Origin of the sequence: Mycobacterium novum, from assembly GCF_010726505.1 — a bacterium.
Lineage (GTDB): Bacteria > Actinomycetota > Actinomycetes > Mycobacteriales > Mycobacteriaceae > Mycobacterium > Mycobacterium algericum.
Genome location: NZ_AP022562.1, coordinates 3,958,633 through 3,976,511, shown reverse-complemented (window position 1 = coordinate 3,976,511; position 17,879 = coordinate 3,958,633). Strand labels below are relative to the sequence as shown.

16 protein-coding genes are annotated in these 17,879 nt (G+C 68.2%); 4 read left to right on the top strand and 12 right to left on the bottom strand.

Annotated features, from left to right (window positions below):
* The first annotated feature begins 8 nt into the window (after window positions 1–8).
* From G6N19_RS18790 to G6N19_RS18780, 3 genes are all read left to right on the top strand, one after another.
* A complete protein-coding gene (locus G6N19_RS18790; RefSeq protein WP_193465422.1) occupies window positions 9–2,111 on the top strand; it encodes an adenosylcobalamin-dependent ribonucleoside-diphosphate reductase in 2,103 nt (700 codons plus the stop codon).
* A gap of 109 nt (window positions 2,112–2,220) precedes the next feature.
* Window positions 2,221–2,658, top strand: a complete 438-nt coding sequence (locus tag G6N19_RS18785) for an Hsp20/alpha crystallin family protein (protein ID WP_193466444.1) — start codon at window positions 2,221–2,223, stop codon at window positions 2,656–2,658.
* A 24-nt stretch (window positions 2,659–2,682) separates the two neighbouring features.
* A complete protein-coding gene (locus G6N19_RS18780) occupies window positions 2,683–3,585 on the top strand; it encodes a universal stress protein (RefSeq protein ID WP_193465421.1) in 903 nt (300 codons plus the stop codon).
* A gap of 6 nt (window positions 3,586–3,591) precedes the next feature.
* On the opposite strand, the gene secG is transcribed toward G6N19_RS18780, so the two are convergent.
* The 5 genes from secG to G6N19_RS18755 all read right to left on the bottom strand — a co-directional run bounded on the left by secG (window position 3,592) and on the right by G6N19_RS18755 (window position 8,745).
* On the bottom strand, window positions 3,592–3,825 hold the full coding sequence (gene secG, locus G6N19_RS18775) for a preprotein translocase subunit SecG (protein ID WP_083037368.1): 234 nt from the start codon (window positions 3,823–3,825) through the stop codon (window positions 3,592–3,594).
* 29 nt (window positions 3,826–3,854) lie between these two features.
* Window positions 3,855–4,640 carry a triose-phosphate isomerase gene (tpiA, locus tag G6N19_RS18770; protein WP_193465420.1) on the bottom strand — a complete coding sequence of 262 codons (786 nt, stop codon included), beginning with the start codon at window positions 4,638–4,640 and terminating at the stop codon, window positions 3,855–3,857.
* Window positions 4,637–5,875 carry a phosphoglycerate kinase gene (locus G6N19_RS18765; RefSeq protein ID WP_041318030.1) on the bottom strand — a complete coding sequence of 413 codons (1,239 nt, stop codon included), beginning with the start codon at window positions 5,873–5,875 and terminating at the stop codon, window positions 4,637–4,639. Before G6N19_RS18765 ends, tpiA begins: the two co-directional genes overlap by 4 nt.
* 14 nt (window positions 5,876–5,889) lie before the next feature.
* Window positions 5,890–6,912: a type I glyceraldehyde-3-phosphate dehydrogenase gene (gap, locus tag G6N19_RS18760; RefSeq protein ID WP_083037371.1), complete on the bottom strand. Its 1,023-nt coding sequence runs from the start codon at window positions 6,910–6,912 to the stop codon at window positions 5,890–5,892.
* Window positions 6,913–7,014: 102 nt separating this feature from the next.
* A complete protein-coding gene (locus G6N19_RS18755) occupies window positions 7,015–8,745 on the bottom strand; it encodes a DUF3556 domain-containing protein (RefSeq protein WP_193465419.1) in 1,731 nt (576 codons plus the stop codon).
* Between the two features lie 321 nt (window positions 8,746–9,066).
* Here G6N19_RS18755 and G6N19_RS18750 point away from each other — a divergent pair, with 321 nt between their 5' ends.
* Window positions 9,067–10,527 carry a glycosyltransferase family 39 protein gene (locus G6N19_RS18750; protein WP_232062430.1) on the top strand — a complete coding sequence of 487 codons (1,461 nt, stop codon included), beginning with the start codon at window positions 9,067–9,069 and terminating at the stop codon, window positions 10,525–10,527.
* A gap of 30 nt (window positions 10,528–10,557) precedes the next feature.
* Here the strand turns inward: G6N19_RS18750 and whiA are convergent, their stop codons facing one another.
* The 7 genes from whiA to G6N19_RS18715 form a co-directional block, all read right to left on the bottom strand.
* Window positions 10,558–11,535, bottom strand: coding sequence for a DNA-binding protein WhiA (whiA, locus tag G6N19_RS18745; protein ID WP_085975770.1), 978 nt, complete (start codon window positions 11,533–11,535; stop codon window positions 10,558–10,560).
* Entirely contained in the window at window positions 11,532–12,611 is a 1,080-nt protein-coding gene (yvcK, locus tag G6N19_RS18740) for a uridine diphosphate-N-acetylglucosamine-binding protein YvcK (protein ID WP_013829212.1), read from the bottom strand. Before yvcK ends, whiA begins: the two co-directional genes overlap by 4 nt.
* Window positions 12,608–13,543, bottom strand: coding sequence for an RNase adapter RapZ (rapZ, locus tag G6N19_RS18735; protein ID WP_013829213.1), 936 nt, complete (start codon window positions 13,541–13,543; stop codon window positions 12,608–12,610). Before rapZ ends, yvcK begins: the two co-directional genes overlap by 4 nt.
* Window positions 13,540–15,498 (bottom strand): excinuclease ABC subunit UvrC, encoded by a 1,959-nt coding sequence (uvrC, locus tag G6N19_RS18730; RefSeq protein ID WP_013829214.1) that lies wholly within the window; start codon window positions 15,496–15,498, stop codon window positions 13,540–13,542. The genes rapZ and uvrC overlap by 4 nt, the downstream gene beginning before the upstream one ends.
* A gap of 67 nt (window positions 15,499–15,565) precedes the next feature.
* Window positions 15,566–16,057, bottom strand: a complete 492-nt coding sequence (locus G6N19_RS18725) for a PH domain-containing protein (protein WP_041318033.1) — start codon at window positions 16,055–16,057, stop codon at window positions 15,566–15,568.
* Window positions 16,057–16,536, bottom strand: coding sequence for a 6,7-dimethyl-8-ribityllumazine synthase (ribH, locus tag G6N19_RS18720; RefSeq protein ID WP_013829216.1), 480 nt, complete (start codon window positions 16,534–16,536; stop codon window positions 16,057–16,059). The genes G6N19_RS18725 and ribH overlap by 1 nt, the downstream gene beginning before the upstream one ends.
* Window positions 16,537–16,564: 28 nt before the next feature.
* Window positions 16,565–17,842 carry a bifunctional 3,4-dihydroxy-2-butanone-4-phosphate synthase/GTP cyclohydrolase II gene (locus tag G6N19_RS18715; RefSeq protein ID WP_013829217.1) on the bottom strand — a complete coding sequence of 426 codons (1,278 nt, stop codon included), beginning with the start codon at window positions 17,840–17,842 and terminating at the stop codon, window positions 16,565–16,567.
* Between the last annotated feature and the right edge of the window lie 37 nt (window positions 17,843–17,879).

Genomic DNA, 17,879 nt, shown 5'->3' with positions numbered 1-17,879 from the left:
TCGAGGTCATGGGCGCACGACGACACGATCCCCGGTGGCCCAGCACGGTCCGCCGCCGCGACGGGCGTTCGGTGGCCTTCGACCCGGGACGCATCGAGACCGCGATCGGGCGGGCGGCCCGCGAGACCGGCCACCCCGATGCCGCGGTGGCGGCCCAGGTGGCCCGGGCCGTCGCCGATGAGCTGGGCCGCCGCGCGCACGGCCGGCCGGTCGCCGTCGAACAGATCCAGGATGTGGTGGAGTCGCAACTGAATGCCGCCGGATTCGACGACATTGCCCGCGCCTACATCATTTTCCGTCAGCAGCGCGCCGAGCTGCGGACCGCCAAACGGCTGCTCGGGGTACGGGATGAGTTGAAGCTGAGCCTGGCCGCGGTCACCGTGCTCAGTGAGCGCTATCTGCTGCGCGACAACCGGGGCCGGCCCACCGAGTCGACCGGCGAGATGATGGAGCGGGTCGCGGCGTTCGTCGCCGGCGCCGAGGACGCCTACCGCGCCGGATCATCGGCGCAGTGGGCGCAGCGGTTCTCAGAGCTGCTGCGGGGGCTGGAGTTTCTGCCCAATTCGCCGACGTTGATGAACGCCGGGACTCCGCTGGGCCTGCTGTCCGGTTGTGTCGTGCTGCCGTTGGAGGATTCGCTGCGGTCGATCTTCACCACGTTGGGCCACACCGCCGAGATCCATCAGGCGGGGGGCGGCACCGGGTACGCGTTCGGTCAGTTGCGCCCGGCCGGGGATGGGGTGGGCAGCGGGGGCAGCGCCAGTGGGCCGGTGCCGTTTCTGCGGTTGTTCGACACCGCCGCCGAGGTGGTCCAGCTCGGTGGGCGGCGCCGCGGCGCCTGCATGGCGGTGCTGGACGTGTCCCACCCCGACATCTTCGACTTCATCGCCGCCAAATCCGGAACACCGGCCGGCCTGGCCCATTTCAACCTGTCGGTCGGAGTCACCGACGCGTTCATGCGTGCGGTGGCCCGAGGCGGGCGCCACCGGCTGATCAACCCCCGCACCGGCCGGACCGTGTCCGAGGTACCGGCAGTCGAGGTGTTCTCCGCGATCTGCGACGCCGCTCACCGCTGCGGCGATCCGGGCCTGCTGTTCCTGGATGCGATCAACCGCGCCAACCCCACGCCGGACGCGGGCCGGATCGAGGCGACCAACCCGTGCGGCGAGGTTCCGTTGCTGCCGTACGAATCCTGCAACCTGGGGTCGGTCAACCTGGCGCAGCTGGTCCGCGGTGGCCGGGTCGACTGGGACCGGCTGACCGAGGTCGTCGAGCTGGGGGTGCGTTTCCTCGATGACGTGATCGACGTCAACGCCTACCCGTTTCCCGAGCTCGACGACGCCAGCCGGGCGACCCGCAAGATCGGCCTGGGCGTGATGGGGTTGGCGGAACTGCTGGCAATCCTGGGGATCCCCTACGACAGTGCCCGGGGCGTCCGCCTGGGCGGGCGCATCGCCGCTCACATCCAGCGGGCGGCGCACGCAGCGTCGGCGCGACTGGCCGAAACCCGCGGAGTATTCCCGGCTTTCGGCCGCAGCCGGTTCGCCACTACGGTGCCGATGCGCAACGCGCAGGTCACCTCGATCGCCCCGACAGGAACCATCTCCCTGATCGCCGGCACCACCGCCGGCATCGAGCCGATGTTCGCGATCGCTTACACCCGCGCGATCCTGGGCCGCCACCTGCTGGAGGTCAACCCCTACTTCGACCGGCTCACCCGCGACCGGGGCCTGTACCACGACGAGTTGTTCACCGAGATCGCGCGGTGTGGCGGGGTCCGTGGCTATGACCGGATACCCGCGGAGATTCAGTCCGCGTTTCCGACGGCGGGCGAGATCGCCCCGGAGTGGCATCTGCGGATGCAGGCGGCCGTTCAGCGCCATGTCGATGCCGCCGTCTCCAAGACGGTGAACCTGCCGGCCACCGCGACCGTCGACGACGTCCGCGCCGTCTACCACGATGCCTGGCGGGCGAAAGTCAAGGGAATCACCGTGTACCGCTATGGCAGCCGGGAAGGGCAGGTGCTCAGCTTCGCCTCCCCCGAGCCCGCGGTGCCCCACGTCGACACGGCGTTCGCCGGGGGCTGTGTGAGCCGGTTCTGCGAGTTCTGAGCACTGGCGGACTGACGACGAACATCCCTATCCGGAGGGGACTTCCGGCCCTGCCCCGGGCCTGTCGCGGGGAGTGGAATCGGAAGTATCCGAACGCAACAAAGGACGCATCATGAAAGATCTGCAGATCCGGCGGCAGCCGCGGTCGATGTTCCCGGAGTTATCCGAACTGTTCACCGGTTTCCCGGCCTGGGCCGGGCGCTGGCCCGTCGTCGAGGCGAACCTGATCCGCCTGGAAGACCAGCTGGAAGATGGCCACTACGTGGTGCGCGCCGAGCTGCCGGGTATCGACCCGGCCAAGGACGTCGACGTCACCGTGCACGACGGTCAACTGACCATCAAAGCCGAGCGCACCGAGAGCACAGCGGCCAAGGGCCGCTCGGAGTTCTCCTACGGCTCGTTCGTCCGGTCGGTCACGCTGCCGGCGGGCGCCGACGAGGACGACATCAAAGCCAGCTACAACAACGGCATCCTGACCGTTTCCGTGGCGGTCACCGAACCGGCCGCTCCACCCGAAAAACACATCAAGGTGCAGGCCGCCAGCTGAGCTGAGGGCCGGGATGGAATCGAAATGGCTTCTACTACAGCAGGTTCCGGAATCATCGTCGGTGCCGACGGGTCACCGGCATCGCATGACGCCATCCGGTGGGCCGTCCATGCGGCGAAGATGCGCAATATCGCCCTGACCATAGTCCACGTGGTACCGCCACTGCCCCGGGGCCCGGTGGAGTTCGTCTCCGCCGCCGGCAGGACCGCGCTGCACAAGGAGTGGGTATCCCAGGGACAGCGGGTGATCGCCGACGCGATCGGTCTCGCCCGCGCCGCCGAGCCCGCCACCGCGGGCCACCCTCTGGATGTCAGAGGTGAGGTGATCGAAGGCATTCCGGTGCCGACCCTGGTGGACCTATCCAAAGCGGCGCGCCTGCTGGTGGTCGGCCCGCGCGGGCTGGGCATGATCGGCGAGACGCTGCTCGGCTCGGTCAGCTCCGAACTGGTGCGGCACGCCCATTGCCCGGTCGCGATCATCCACGGCCGCGCACCCACCGTGGCGCAGCCGAACCGGCTGCCGGTGGTCGTGGGGATCGACGGGGACGCGACTTCCGCGCTGGCCACCGAGCTCGCGTTCGAGGAGGCGTCCTGGCGTGGTGTGGACTTGATCGCCCTGCACGCCGGCACCGACGGGTCCGCACTGCAGCTTCCGGATGCGGACTGGGCTGCGCTGAAGGCCGGCTCCGAGGCGGTGCTGGCCGAGGCCCTGGCCGGCTTCCAGGAGCGCTACCCCGACGTGGCGGTGCATCGCCTGCTGGTGCTCGACCGCCCGGCCAAGCACATCATCGAACATTCCAGATCGGCGCAGTTGGTCGTCGTCGGCAGCCACGGTCGGGGCGGTTTCGCCGGCATGTTGCTGGGCTCGGTAAGCCGCGCCGTGGTCCACGCGGCCCGCACGCCCGTGATCGTGGCGCGGGCCGGCTGACCGCCGTCAGCTGTACTTGATCAGCAGACCGACCGCGATGATCGACACCAGCCAGATGGCGATGACGAAGTAGGTCAGCCGGTCGAGGTTCTTCTCGACCACCGTCGAGCCCGACAGGCTGGACTGCACGCCGCCGCCGAACAGGGTGGACAGGCCGCCGCCCTTGGCGCGGTGCAGCAGCACCAGCAGCATCACCAGCAGGCTGGTGATCACCAAGAGGATCTGCAGCGTCAAGATCATGGCGCTACCCTACCGTTGCCCGGCTGCCATCACGGGAGCGGCCCGCCGGCCGCCAGCGCCGCCAAGGTGGCGAACTGCTCGCCGTCCAACGACGCCCCGCCGACCAGACCGCCGTCGACGTCGGGCTGGGCGATGAGTTCGCCGATGTTCTTGGCGTTGACCGAGCCGCCGTAGAGCACCCGTACCGCCTCGGCGATCCTCGGGGAGGCGAGCTTGCCCAGTTCGGCGCGGATCGCCGCGCACACCTCCTGGGCGTCGGCGGCACCGGCGACCCGGCCGGTGCCGATCGCCCACACCGGTTCGTAGGCGATGACGCTCGCCCCGATCTGTTCGGCGCTCAGCCCGGACAGCGAGCCGCGCAGCTGGTCCACGCAGTACTCGACGTGGTTGCCGGCTTCCCGGATCTCGAGGTGTTCGCCGACGCAGATGATCGGGGTGAGCCCGTGCTTGAGCGCGGCGGCGGCCTTGGCGGCCACCAGCGCGTCGTCCTCGCCGTGGTAGCTGCGCCGTTCGGAGTGGCCGACGACGACGTAGCTGCAGCCCAGCTTGGCCAGGAACGCCCCGCTGATCTCGCCGGTGTAGGCGCCCGCGTCGTGCTGCGAGAGGTCCTGGGCGCCGAAGGTCAGCCGAAGCTTGTCCCCGTCGACCAGCGTCTGCACACTACGCAGGTCGGTGAACGGCGGCAGCACCGTGACGTCGACCTTGTCGTAATACTTGTCCGGCAGCGAGAACGCCACCTTCTGCACCAGTGCGATCGCCTCGAAGTGGTTGAGATTCATCTTCCAGTTGCCGGCGATCAGCGGTTTGCGGCTCATTGCGCCCCTCCGGTTTCCAGTACCTGCAGGCCTGGCAGTGGTTTTCCCTCAAGGTATTCCAGCGACGCCCCACCGCCGGTGGAGATGTGCGAGAAACCGTCCTCGGGCAGGCCGAGCGCCCGAACCGCCGCGGCGGAGTCCCCGCCGCCGACGACGCTGAACGCGCCCTTGCCGGTGGCCGTTGCGATCGCCTCGGCCACGCCCTTGGTGCCGGCGGCGAACGCCGGGAACTCGAACACGCCCATCGGCCCGTTCCAGAAGATGGTCTTGGCGTTGGCCAGCAGCGCGGCGAAGCGCTGCACGGAGCCGGGGCCGATGTCCAGCCCCATCTTGCCCTCCGGAATCTCATCGGCGGCAACGGTTTCCGGGGTGGCGCCGGCGTCGAACTTGTCGGCGACGACGATGTCGACCGGGAGCCGCAGCACGTCGGCGTAGTCGTCGAGCAGTTGCCGGCAGGTGTCGACCATGTCGGCCTCCAGCAGCGAGGTCCCGACCTGAAGACCCTGGGCGGCCAGGAAGGTGAAGCACATGCCGCCACCGATAACGATGGAATCGGCCTTGGTCGCCAGCGACTTGATGACACCGAGCTTGTCGGAGACCTTCGACCCGCCCAGCACCACGGCATAGGGCCGCTCGGTCGACTCGGTCAGCTGCCGCAGCACCTGGATCTCCGCGGCGACCAGCGTTCCGGCGTACGACGGCAGCAGGGTGGCGATGTCGTACACCGAGGCCTGTTTGCGGTGCACCACACCGAAGCCGTCGGAGACGAACGCCCCCGGGGAGCCGTCCGGCGCGGCGACCAGTTCGGCGAGCGCCCGCGCCAGCGCGAGGCGCTCCTGATCGTCCTTGCTGGTCTCGCGGGCGTCGAACCGGATGTTCTCCAGCAGCAGCACGTCGCCGTCGGTGAGGCCTTCGGCGCGGGCCAGCGCGTCGGTGCCGACCACATCACCGGCCAGCTGGACGTGCCGACCCAGTTGCTCGCCGAGTGCGGCGGCAACCGGGGCCAGCGACAGCTTGGGGTCCGGCCCGTTCTTGGGCCGGCCCAGGTGCGCGGCCACCACCACCTTGGCGCCGGCGTCGACCAGCGCGCGCAGCGTGGGCACCGATGCGGTGATCCGGCCCGGGTCGGTGATCTTGCCTTCATCGAGCGGTACGTTCAGGTCGGAGCGCACCAACACGCCCCGCCCCGAAACCCCCTCGGCGATCAGTTCTGAAACAGCCTTGACCGAAGACACAGCCACGATCGCTCTTACAGCGACTTGCCGACGAGCGCGATCAGGTCCACCAGCCGGTTGGAGTAGCCCCACTCGTTGTCGTACCAGGACACCACCTTGGCCTGGTTGTCGATCACCTTGGTCAACCCGGCGTCGTACAGCGATGAGTGCGGGTCGGTGACGATGTCGCTGGAGACGATCGGCGCGTCGTAGTACTTGAGGATGCCCTTCATCGGGCCCTCGGCGGCGGCCTTCATCGCGGCGTTGATGTCATCGATCGAGGCAGACTTGCCCAGCTCGGCGGTCAGGTCGGTGACCGAGCCGGTGGGGATCGGCACCCGCAGCGCGTAGCCGTCCAGCTTGCCCTTCAGCTCCGGCAGCACCAGGCCGATCGCCTTGGCGGCGCCGGTGGAGGTGGGCACGATATTGACCGCGGCGGCACGGGCGCGACGCAGATCGCTGTGCGGGCCGTCCTGCAGGTTCTGGTCCTGGGTGTAGGCGTGGATGGTGGTCATCAGGCCCTTGACGATGCCGAACTCGTCGTTGAGGACCTTGGCCAGCGGGCCCAGGCAGTTCGTGGTGCACGAGGCGTTGGAGATGATGTTCTGGCTGCCGTCGTACTTATCGTCGTTGACGCCGAGCACGATGGTGATGTCCTCGTCGCTGGCCGGGGCGGAGATGATCACCTTCTTGGCGCCGGCGTCCAGGTGGCCCTGCGCCTTGTCGCGCTTGGTAAAGATGCCGGTGGACTCGACGACGACGTCCACACCCAGGTCACCCCAGGGCAGCGCGGCCGGGCCCTCCTTGACCTCCAGCGCCTTGATCTTGGTGTTGCCGACGACGATGGTGTCGTCGCCCTCGAGGCTGACGTCGTGGGGCAGCCGGCCCAGGATGGAGTCGAATTTCAGCAGGTGGGCCAGGCTGGCGTTGTCGGTCAGGTCATTGACCGCGACGATCTCGATGTCGGTGTTGGCACCCTGGGCTTGCTGCGCGTCCAATGCCCTGAAGAAGTTGCGCCCGATGCGGCCGAAGCCGTTCACGCCTACCCGGACCGTCACTGGCCTCTCCTCGTGTCGCCTAGTTTGCTGGTGTATTCGCCGCCAGCCTAGTGCGTGACCGCACCTACAGGTCATCGGGTACGGCGGCGACGCGGCCGTAGCTTACTGCGCGGTGATGCGGACCGGAAACTCGTCGCCGGGCCCGGGCCACGGTTGACGGCTGAGCATGTCGGCCACGGCCACATACCCCGCTTCGATCAGCCCGGATTTGGCGTCGACGATGCGGTAGGCCTGTTCCTGGCGGTGAATGGGTTGGCCTTCCAGCACGATCACCCGCAGGTCGCCTTCGGCGAAGTGACAGCGGCGCTGCACCGCGGCCAGCAGTTGCTCGTTGTGCAGGTGGCCTTCGCCGAAGTTCCACCCGATCAGCGGGCCGGCGATGATCTCGCCGTCCCGGATGCTGTAGTCGGCCACGTTCTCCACCGCGCGGTACACCAGTCCGTTCAGCGCCCGGCCGTGCAGGTGCATGGCCCGAAACGCTCCGGGTACCTTGTCTGCCACCAGATCGGCAGTTGCTTGGTCGTAGAATTTGGCCAACTGGTTGATGACCAGTGCGGAGCTCTTGACGATGTTGGTTTCCAGGGTGTCCTCGGTACCGGCGCGGAAGCACCAGAAGCTGGCCGCCCAGTTTCCCGCGTAGTACCGCATCGCCGGGAGGAACGAAATCTGTTGCGGAAACATGTTTCCGGCGACTGGAATCACGACGAGTCCTACGAGCAGGATGGCCAGCAGCCACGGCGACCGCAGGTCGTAGACGCTGATCTCGGGGTGCTGCCCGAACAGGAAGAACAGCGAGAACAGGACGAACACATTCCATTCCAGCGGGACTCCCATCGGGAGGTTGGAGAGAATGTTGAGGTGGAAGACCACCATGAACGCGATCAGGAACCACCGCCACGGGTGGTCACCGGCGACGAGCACCAGTAGCGCCGGAACCACGAATTCGGCTGTGGTGCCGCCGACGTGTGCCATCAGCTGCGGTATCCGGGTGGGGCGCAGATCGTTGACGTGATCCCGGTACATCCGGTGTTTGACACCGGTGAAGATCTTCGAGCGCAGCAGCGCGTTGTTGCTCGTCATCACCGCGACCACGTAGGGAAAGTGGTGGTTGAGTTTGGAGGTTGCCGCGCCCCACCACAACCCGAGAATGATGAGCTTGAACGCCGCCATCTGGTCGACGTAGGGAAAGAAGAAGACCAACAGCGTCAGTCCGTAATGCTCGGCGCGGGCCGCCAGAAAAATGGTCTTGTCCCGCAGACCCAGCAGGACCAGCGCCGCGATCATCGGCACCACGAGTCTCGGGTCGAGCAGGCCCACCGGGCCGGGGTCGCCCCGCCCCGGTGACAGCAGCACCCAGATCCCGGATGCCAGCACTGCGGCGTAGAGCACGACGTCGACGATGCTGCGGGTGTCGCCGCCGGTGAACGGAATCTTGCCCGGCCAGGGCGGCAACCGGATCGTGTTGGGCCGCAACCAATACAGCGCACCACCGATCGGCGGCCAGAACCGCGCGGTCAACGGACCTGATCCGCAACCCAGGCCCAGGATCTCGAACAACAGGCTGAAGACCACTAGCTTCTGATAGACGATGGGCTGCGTCCACCAGTCGCCGATCCGGCCCAGCCCGCCCAGGCCCGGGGTTGCCCCGATCACCGCGGCCGCCCCCACGGCGTAGGCCGCGATCTTGAGCAGGTAGATCAGATACACCCCCGACGGGGTGCCGAAGCCGTGTTCGGCCCAGTGCCTGCTGCAGACCTGGATGCGGGCCGCCCACGGAGTGGCGCGCCAGGTTTCGGGGTCCACGTCCGGAATCGACGGTTTGATGAACCCCATGCTTGCCCTCGCTCCCTGCCGTATACCGCGTTCAGTTATAGCGGTAACCGCAGCCGTGCGACGCGATTTCGAGATCGCGTTACTACTTGAGGCCCGCGCTGGTTCGGTGCATCGCCGTCAGCTGTGGAAACGACGCCCGGCGTCCCGGGCATAGCCACGGTCGCGCAACGCCGACCATCAGCCACCGCGTCCGGAGACATTCACAATCTTGTGGGCTATTAAGTTTGGGATCCGACTTCGTAATATTTTCCGGCTGCGGGACGGCGGTAGGTCTTGAGCGATTCAGCGGTTGCGCATCGGCCCGCGACAGCACGGGTACCCGTGACGATCGTGGCGGCAGTTGCCGCCACGGTGCACCTGGCGGTGGCGACCAGGTACGGCTGGTTCCCCGATGAGTTCTATTTCGTGATCTGCGGTCGCCACCCGGCGTGGGGCTATGTCGATCAACCCCCGCTGGTGCCGCTGCTGGCGCGTGTCGCCGAAGCCCTCCCCGGGGGTGGTCTGCTGGCGCTGCGGTTGTTCGCCATCGCCGCGCACGTCGGTTGCATCGTGTCAGCGGCGCTGCTGACGGCGGAACTCGGCGGCCGACGTCTCGCGCAGGTCATCGCCGCCGCAGCCGTTGCATCCTGTCCGGCGTTCGTCGGGCTCTCCGCGTTTTTCGGCCCGACCGTCACCGACCAGCTCATCTGGGTGGCCGTGCTCGCGTTGGTCGCGCGCGCACTACGCCTCGACACCGCGCCATCTTGGCTGCTTGCCGGTGCAGCCGCCGGAATCGGGCTCGAGAATAAGCACACCGCCGCCGTACTGATTGCCGGAATTGCTGCAGGTCTGGTGATGTTCCGGCGCGAGACGCTGCGTACCCCACGCCCCTGGCTTGCCGCCGGCCTGACGCTTCTGCTGGCCACCCCGAACCTTTGGTGGCTCGCGACGCATGGGTGGCCGAATCTGCGGTTCGCGCAGATGATCGCAGAACATTCGCGCAACACCTTGGGTTCGCTGCTCCAGCTGCCACTGTTGACAGTGGTGGTCGCCGGCCCGCTACTGGTTGTGTTGTGGGCGTTTGGGATCCGGTGGTTGATCACACCGGCTCAGCGTGAGCATCGGTGGATGCTGGTCGTGGTTGCGGTGGCACTGATCGCCTTCACCAGCGCCAGCGGCAGACCGTACTACGCGGCTCCGGTCTTCGCCGTGCTGTTCGCTGCCGGAGCGGTGCGTGTCGAATCTGCTCGACGTGTTCGTCTGCAACTCGACGAAACGAGCGAAAGTGGTTGGCCGCCACTGCGCTGGACGGCCACGCTTGCGGTGTCGTTCGTGGGCGCCGTTCTGCTCTGTCTACCTGTGCTACCGATCTCGACGGCCCAGGCATTGCGCACGATCAACCCGTGGCTGGCCTCAACATACGGCTGGCCACAGTTCACTGAACAGGTGGTTGCCGCAGCTTCACCCCTGCCCGCAGACGTCCCGATCTTCGCCGGTTACTACACCGAAGCCGGCGCGTTGACCATCCTCGGACCAGCTGCTGATCTTCGACATCCCGTTTACAGCGCGCATAACAACTACGCCCTGTGGGGCCCGCCGACCGGCCGCGTGGACACCGTGCTCTGCGTTGGCGACTTCCCGCGCAGTTATCTACTCGACTTCTGGTCGCAGGTCACACCGTTGGCGACTGTCGTCGCCGATGATGGCAAACACACCTGGGAAACCGATCGCACGATTTACCTGTGCCAGCAGCCTCGCGGCACCTGGGCGCAGATGTGGCCATCTCTTAGCCACTTTCACTGACGGCTACCACCGGACAAGCCAACCGCACCCTCAGGCGTCTTCCAGCAACTCCGGGGTGACCGCGGACTCGGTGTCGGGGATGCCGTCCTGCTTGGCCTTGCGGTCGGCCATCGACAACAACCGCCGAATCCGGCCGGCCACCGCATCTTTGGTCATCGGCGGATCGGCGAGCCGGCCCAGTTCCTCCAGCGACGCCTGCCGGTGCTCGACGCGCAGCCTGCCGGCCGAGGCCAGGTGCTCGGGGACGGTGTCGCCCAGAATGTCCAGGGCGCGTTCCACCCGCGCCGCGGCGGCCACCGCGGCGCGGGCCGAACGACGCAGGTTGGCGTCGTCGAAGTTGGCCAGCCGGTTGGCCGTCGCACGCACCTCACGGCGAATCCGGCGTTCCTCCCACACCAGCCGGGTGTCCTGGGCGCCCATCCTGGTCAGCAATGCGCCGATCGCCTCGCCGTCGCGCACCACCACCCGGTCCGCACCGCGCACCTCGCGGGCCTTCGCGCTGACCCCGAGCCGCCGTGCCGCACCGACCAGCGCCAGCGCCGCCTCCGGGCCGGGACAACCGACCTCCAGCGCCGAGGACCGGCCCGGCTCCGTCAACGATCCGTGCGCTAAAAACGCTCCTCGCCAAGCGGCTTCGGCGTCGGCCACGCTGCCGCCGACGACCTGGGCGGGCAGGCCGCGCACCGGCCGGCCACGTAAGTCCAGCAATCCGGTCTGGCGGGCCAGTGCTTCCCCGTCCTTGGTGACCCGCAGCACGTAGCGGGTGTTCTTGCGCATCCCGCTCGCCGTAAGAACGTGCACGATCGCGCTGTAGCCGTACAAGTCGAAGATGTCCTTGCGCAACCGGCGCGCGATGACGCCCAGATCCACCTCGGCTTCGACCACGACCCGGCCGGCCACGATGTGCAGCCCGCCGGCGAAGCGCAGCAACGCCGCGACCTCGGCGCGGCGCGCCGTGACCGAACTAACCACGAGACGGCTCAGCTCGTCCTTGACTTCCGCCGTCATCGCCACGACTTGTCACCTCCCGGCCCGAGCCCGCTCGGTCCACTCACGCCGGATCGCCGGCCCCCGCCCTCGACGGGCGCTGTGGCCGGTGTCGGGATCCGCGGCGACGACGCGCCGGCTGCCCGAACCTCGTCCAGCGCTGCCGCCAACTTTCCTGGGTCATGTAAAGGTGTACCAGGTCTGGCGACGTCCACGAACCGAACCTCGGCTTCGAACAAGGTCGCCGCGCGACGCAACTGTTCGCGTTCACGCTCGCTGGGCACCCGGCCGGCGTCGATGATGATGTGATCGACGGTGAAACCCGGGGCGTGCTGGGCCAAGACGTGCAGGTGCCGCTCGACCGAGAATCCGGCCGTCTCCCCCGGTTCGGCGACCAGGTTGAGCACCAGGGCGCGGCGGGCTTTGGTGCCCTGCAGCGCCGAGGCCAGCCCGGGCACCAGCAGGTGCGGGATCACGCTGGTGAACCACGATCCCGGGCCCAGCACCACCAGATCCGCCGCCATGATGGCGTCGACGGCTTGCCGGGTCGCCGGCGGATTGCCCGGCAGCAGCCGCACCCGGCGAACCTTGCCCGGCGTGGTCGCGATCGCCACCTGGCCCCGGATCACCCCAAACAGCCGCGGGTCGGCGTCGAGTCCGGACACGTCGGCTTCGATCTGCAGCGCGATCGGGCACATCGGCAGCACCCGTCCCTTGACGCCGAGCATCCGCCCAAGTTCATCGAGCGCCGCCACCGGGTCGGCCAGCACCTCATTGAGGCCGGCCAGCAGCAGATTGCCGATCGGGTGACCGGCCAGCGCCCCGGTGCCGCCGAACCGGTGCTGCAGGATGGTGGCCCACAGCCGTCCCGTGGGGCTGTCGGAGGCCAATGCCGCAAGCGCCATGCGGAGATCCCCCGGCGGCACCACGTCCAGCTCGCCGCGCAACCTCCCCGACGAGCCGCCGTCGTCGGCCACGGTGACCACCGCCGTAACGTGCGGGGTCAGCCGCCGGGCGGCCGACAGCGTCGCATACAGACCATGCCCGCCGCCGAGCGCAACGATGCCCGGGTTACCGCCGGCGGGCTCGATGCTCATTCGCGACCCAGATCCCGGTGCAGTACGCGCACCGACAGCTCGTCCAACGCGTCCTCGGTGTCCAACCGCAGCGCCAGCGCCTCGGCGATGGCGACACTGCGGTGCTTGCCGCCGGTGCACCCGATGGCCACGGTCATGTATCGCTTTCCCTCTCGTCGGTAGCCGCCCACCACCAGCGACAGCAGCCGATGGTAGGCGTCGAGGAATTCGTCTGCACCCCGCTGGCTCAACACGTAGTCGCGCACCGCCGGATGCTGTCCGGTGTGCGGACGCAGTTCGTCGACCCAGTGCGGATTGGGTAGAAACCGCACGTCCATCACCATGTCGGCGTCCATCGGCAGACCGTACTTGTAGCCGAAGGACTCGACGGTAACCGATGTCGGAGCACTGACGGCGTCCCCGCCGAACATCTCCTCGATGCTCTCCCGCAGCTCACGCACACTGAGCACCGAGGTGTCGATCACCAGGTCGGCCACCGCACGCACCGGCGCCAGCATGACCCGCTCGGCGGTGATGCCCTCGGTGAGCGTCTGCTGGCCCTGCAGCGGATGACTGCGCCGATTGTGCTCGTAGCGGCGGATCAACACGTCGTCGCCGGCCTCCATGAACAGCACCCGCGGGTTGATGCCGCGGGTGGCCAGCTCGGTGCGCACCGAGTCGAGGTCACCGGTGAATCCGGCCGAACGCACGTCCATCACCACCGCCAGCTGGGTGATCCGGGAGCCCGCCGCCAATCCCAGGTCCACCATCCGGGCGATCAGCTCCGGCGGCAGGTTGTCCGCGACGTACCAGCCCAGGTCCTCGAGCACCTTGGCCGCGGTCCCGCGCCCCGCACCGGACAACCCGGTGACCAGCACCACGTCGATGCCGGCGCCGTCTCCGGGGCCGCCGACGTCGCGCTCCCGCACGCCCTTCGGTAATTCGCTGTTCATCCCGACATCCGTTGCTGTTCAGCGGCACCCGTCGCGCCGTCGGCCCCCAGTGCCTCGAGTACGGCCGCCGCGGTCGCCGCGCCGATTCCCGGGATCGAGGTGAGCTCCTCGACGGTAGCCCGTTTCAGCCGCGCCACCGAGCCGAAATGGGAGATCAGCACCTTGCGCCGATGCTCACCGAGCCCGGGCACCGCGTCCAGCACCGACGCCGTCATCCGCTTGGACCGCTTGCTGCGGTGGTAGGTGATGGCGAACCGGTGGGCTTCGTCGCGGATCCGCTGCAGCAGATACAGGCCTTCGCTCTGCCTCGGCAGAATGACCGGGTCCGGCTCGGAGGGCACCCACACCTCCTCCAGCCGCTTGGCCAGGCCGATCGTCGCGACGTCGGTGATACCGAGTTCGGCGAGTACCGCGGCCGCCGCGTTGACCTGCGGGGCGCCCCCATCCACCACATACAAATTCGGCGGATAGGCGAACTTACGTGACTTGCCCTCCGGGGCAAGAACTTCGGTGTCCAGGTGACGACGAAACCGGCGGCGGGTCACCTCGGCGATCGATGCCACGTCGTCGGAGCGGCCCTGTCCGGCCGCCTCCCGGATAGCGAAGTGGCGGTAGTCCGACTTGCGGGGCAAGCCGTCCTCGAACACCACCAGGGACCCGACCACATCGGTGCCCTGCACGTGGCTGATGTCGACGCATTCGATGCGCAGCGGAGCGTCGGCGAGCCCCAATGCCTCCTGAATATTCTGCAGCGCAGCGGATCTGGCGGTGAAATCTCCGGCCCGTTTGAGCTTGTGCTGCTGCAGTGCGTCTTTGGCGTTCCGCTCCACGGTCTCGGCCAGTGCGCGTTTGTCGCCGCGCATCGGAACCCGCAGCGACACCCGCGAACCCCGCAGCTCGCACAGCCAGCTGGTCAGCTCGTCGACGTTGCCCGGCAGGCAGGGCACCAGCACTTCACGCGGGACCGGGTTGGCCGGCTCGTCTGCGGCCCCCTCCAATTCGGCTTGATCACCGTAGAACTGGGTGACGAACTGCTCGACGAGGCGTTCCAGGGAGCTCTCCGCATCGCCGGTGTCACCGGGCTTCTCGACGATCCATCCGCGCTGCCCGCGTACTCGGCCGCCGCGCACGTGAAACACCTGCACCGCCGCTTCCAACTCGTCCTCGGCGAACGCCACCACATCGGCGTCGGTGCCGTCGCCGAGTACCACAGCCTGTTTTTCCAGGGCGCGTTTCAGCGCGGCCACATCATCCCGCAACCGCGCGGCCCGCTCGAAGTCGAGCTCATCGGAGGCCGCCAGCATCTGCTGTTCGAGGCTGCGGACCAGGCGGTCGGTCTTGCCGGCCAAAAAGTCGCAGAAGTCGTCGACGATCCGGCGGTGCTCCTCGGCGCTGACCCGCCCGATGCACGGGGCCGCACACTTGCCGATGTAGCCCAGCAGGCAGGGCCGGCCGATCTGCTGGTGGCGCTTGAACACCCCGGCCGAACAGGTACGCGCCGGAAAGACCCGCAGCAACAGATCCAGGGTTTCGCGGATCGCCCAGGCGTGCGAGTAGGGACCGAAGTACCGGACCCCCTTGCGGCGCGGTCCGCGATAGACCATCAGCCGCGGGTATTCCTCGTTGAGGGTGACGGCCAGCACCGGATAGGTCTTGTCGTCGCGGTAGCGGACATTGAACCGCGGGTCGAACTCCTTGATCCAGTTGTACTCCAGTTGCAGCGCCTCGACCTCGGTGTTGACCACCGTCCACTCCACCTTCGCGGCGGTGGTCACCATCTGGCGGGTGCGCGGGTGCAGGCCGGCGACATCGGCGAAGTAGGACGTCAGCCGCGACCGCAGGCTTTTCGCCTTGCCCACGTAGATGACCCGGCCGTGCGGGTCGACGAACCGGTAGACACCGGGCTCGACGGGAATGGAGCCGGGCGCCGGGCGATAGGTCGCGGGGTCTGGCACGTGACCAGGCTACTTTCTACTGCGAGCCGACGTGAAAGCCCCACTTTTCATGCAAAGCCGGGAGTCTTCACTGGGGGCTCCTCCCGGTTGCGGGGGACTTCTCGCCGGGGGGACGGTAGCGCGCCACCAGGATCCGCAGCGTGCGCATGGCTTCCACGGCGGCCTCCTTGTCGGCGGACTGGATGGCCACCAGCGGAATGTATTCGTCGTCGGGCAGCTCCAGCCGGGCCCATCGCTTGCCCGGCGGGAAGGATACGCCGAGCACATCCGACCACGGGATCAACCGGTCGCCGAGCCCGTTACGCACCGACACTCCGGATTCGCCCGCCCGCACCCGCGCCCGGGTCCACACCAGCAGCGAGCCGGCCACGATGATGCCCAGCACCACCACCGCCACCCGGTCATAGGTGCGGAAGATGACGCCGCTGGAGCGGATCGTCAGCAGAAAGCTCACTACGACGTGGATCGCCACGATCAGGATCGCCGCACTCCACAAGCCGATGCGCATCAGCCGCGGACGCACCTCCAGATCCCACTGCGCGGATCCCGACCGGGCCATCACGGCGCGGCGCGCAGGTCGCGCAGGGTCAGCGCCGTGCTCAGCGCGGCGGCGGCCGCCTGGGCCCCCTTGTCTTCGCTCGACTCGGGCAGTCCGGCGCGGTCCAGCGCCTGCTCCTCATCGTTGACCGTGAGCACGCCATTGGCCACCGGTATCGCCGCGTCCAGCGACACCCGGGTCAGCCCTTGGGTGACCGCGTCGCACACGTAGTCGAAATGCGGTGTCCCACCGCGGATCACCACTCCCAGTGCGATGACCGCGTCATGGTTGCGGGCCACTTCCTGGGCCACCACCGGAATCTCGATGGCCCCGAGCACGCGCACCACCGTCGGTTCGGCGATCCCGGCGTCGGCGGCCACGGTGCGGGCGCCGGCCAGCAGGGCGTCACAGATCCGCGCGTGCCACGTGCTGGCCACGATCGCCAAGCGCACGCCCGAGGCGTCCAGTGCCGGCATGTCCGGCACACCCAGGCCGCTCATCGGCGCCGCTCTCCTCGGACAGCGCGGCTCACAGCGCCCCGCCGAACTCGCCCGGCAGGTGTGAGGAATCGTCGAACTCCTCCAGCCCGGTCAGGTCGTGGCCCATCCGGTCCCGCTTGGTCATCAGGTAGCGGATGTTCTCGGCGTTGGCCCGTACCGGCAGCGGAACCCGCTCGATGATGTGCAACCCGTAGCCGTCCAGCCCGACCCGCTTGGCCGGGTTGTTGGTGAGCAGCCGCATCGAACGGACGCCGAGGTCCACCAGGATCTGCGCCCCGATGCCGTAGTCGCGCGCATCGGCCGGCAGCCCCAGTTTGAGGTTGGCGTCCACGGTGTCGTCGCCGGCGTCCTGCAACTGGTAGGCCTGCAGCTTGTGCAGCAGCCCGATGCCGCGGCCCTCGTGCCCGCGCATGTAGAGCACCACCCCGCGGCCCTCGTGCGCCACCATCGCCAGCGCGGCATCGAGTTGCGGCCCGCAATCGCAGCGCCGTGAACCGAACACGTCACCGGTCAGGCACTCGGAGTGCACTCGGACCAGCACGTCGTCGCCGTCGTTGTGCGGACCGGCGATCTCGCCGCGAACCAGCGCCACGTGCTCGACGTCCTCATAGATGCTGGTGTAGCCGACCGCCCGGAACTCGCCGTGCCGGGTCGGGATGCGGGCCTCGGCGACTCGCTCGATGTGCTTCTCGTGCTTGCGGCGCCACTCGATCATGTCCGCGATCGAGATCATCGCCAGGCCGTGTTCGTCGGCGAAGACCCGCAGCTCGTCGGTCTTGGCCATCGCGCCTTCGTCCTTTTGGCTGACGATCTCGCAGATCGCGCCGGCGGGCTGCAGACCGGCCATCCGGGCCAGGTCGACCGCGGCCTCGGTGTGGCCCGGCCGGCGCAGCACCCCGCCGTCCTTGGCCCGCAGCGGCACCACGTGGCCCGGCCGGGTGAACTCGTCGGCGGCGGCAGCCGGGTCGGCCAGCAGCCGCATCGTCGTGGCCCGATCCGAGGCCGAGATCCCCGTTCCGACATTGTTTTTCGCGTCGACGGTGACGGTGTAGGCGGTGCCGTGCTTGTCCTGGTTAAGCGCATACATCGGCAGCAGGCCCAGCCGGTCGCAGATGGCGCCGTCCAGCGGCACGCACAGATACCCGGAGGTGTAGCGCACCATGAACGCCACCAGTTCGGGGGTGGCCTTCTCGGCGGCGAAGATCAGGTCGCCTTCGTTCTCCCTGTCCTCGTCGTCGATGACGACGACGGCTTTTCCTGCCGCGATGTCGGCAACCGCCCGCTCGACGGTGTCCAACTTCGTCATCTATGCCACCTTGAATTCGCCGTCTCCGGGCCGCCCG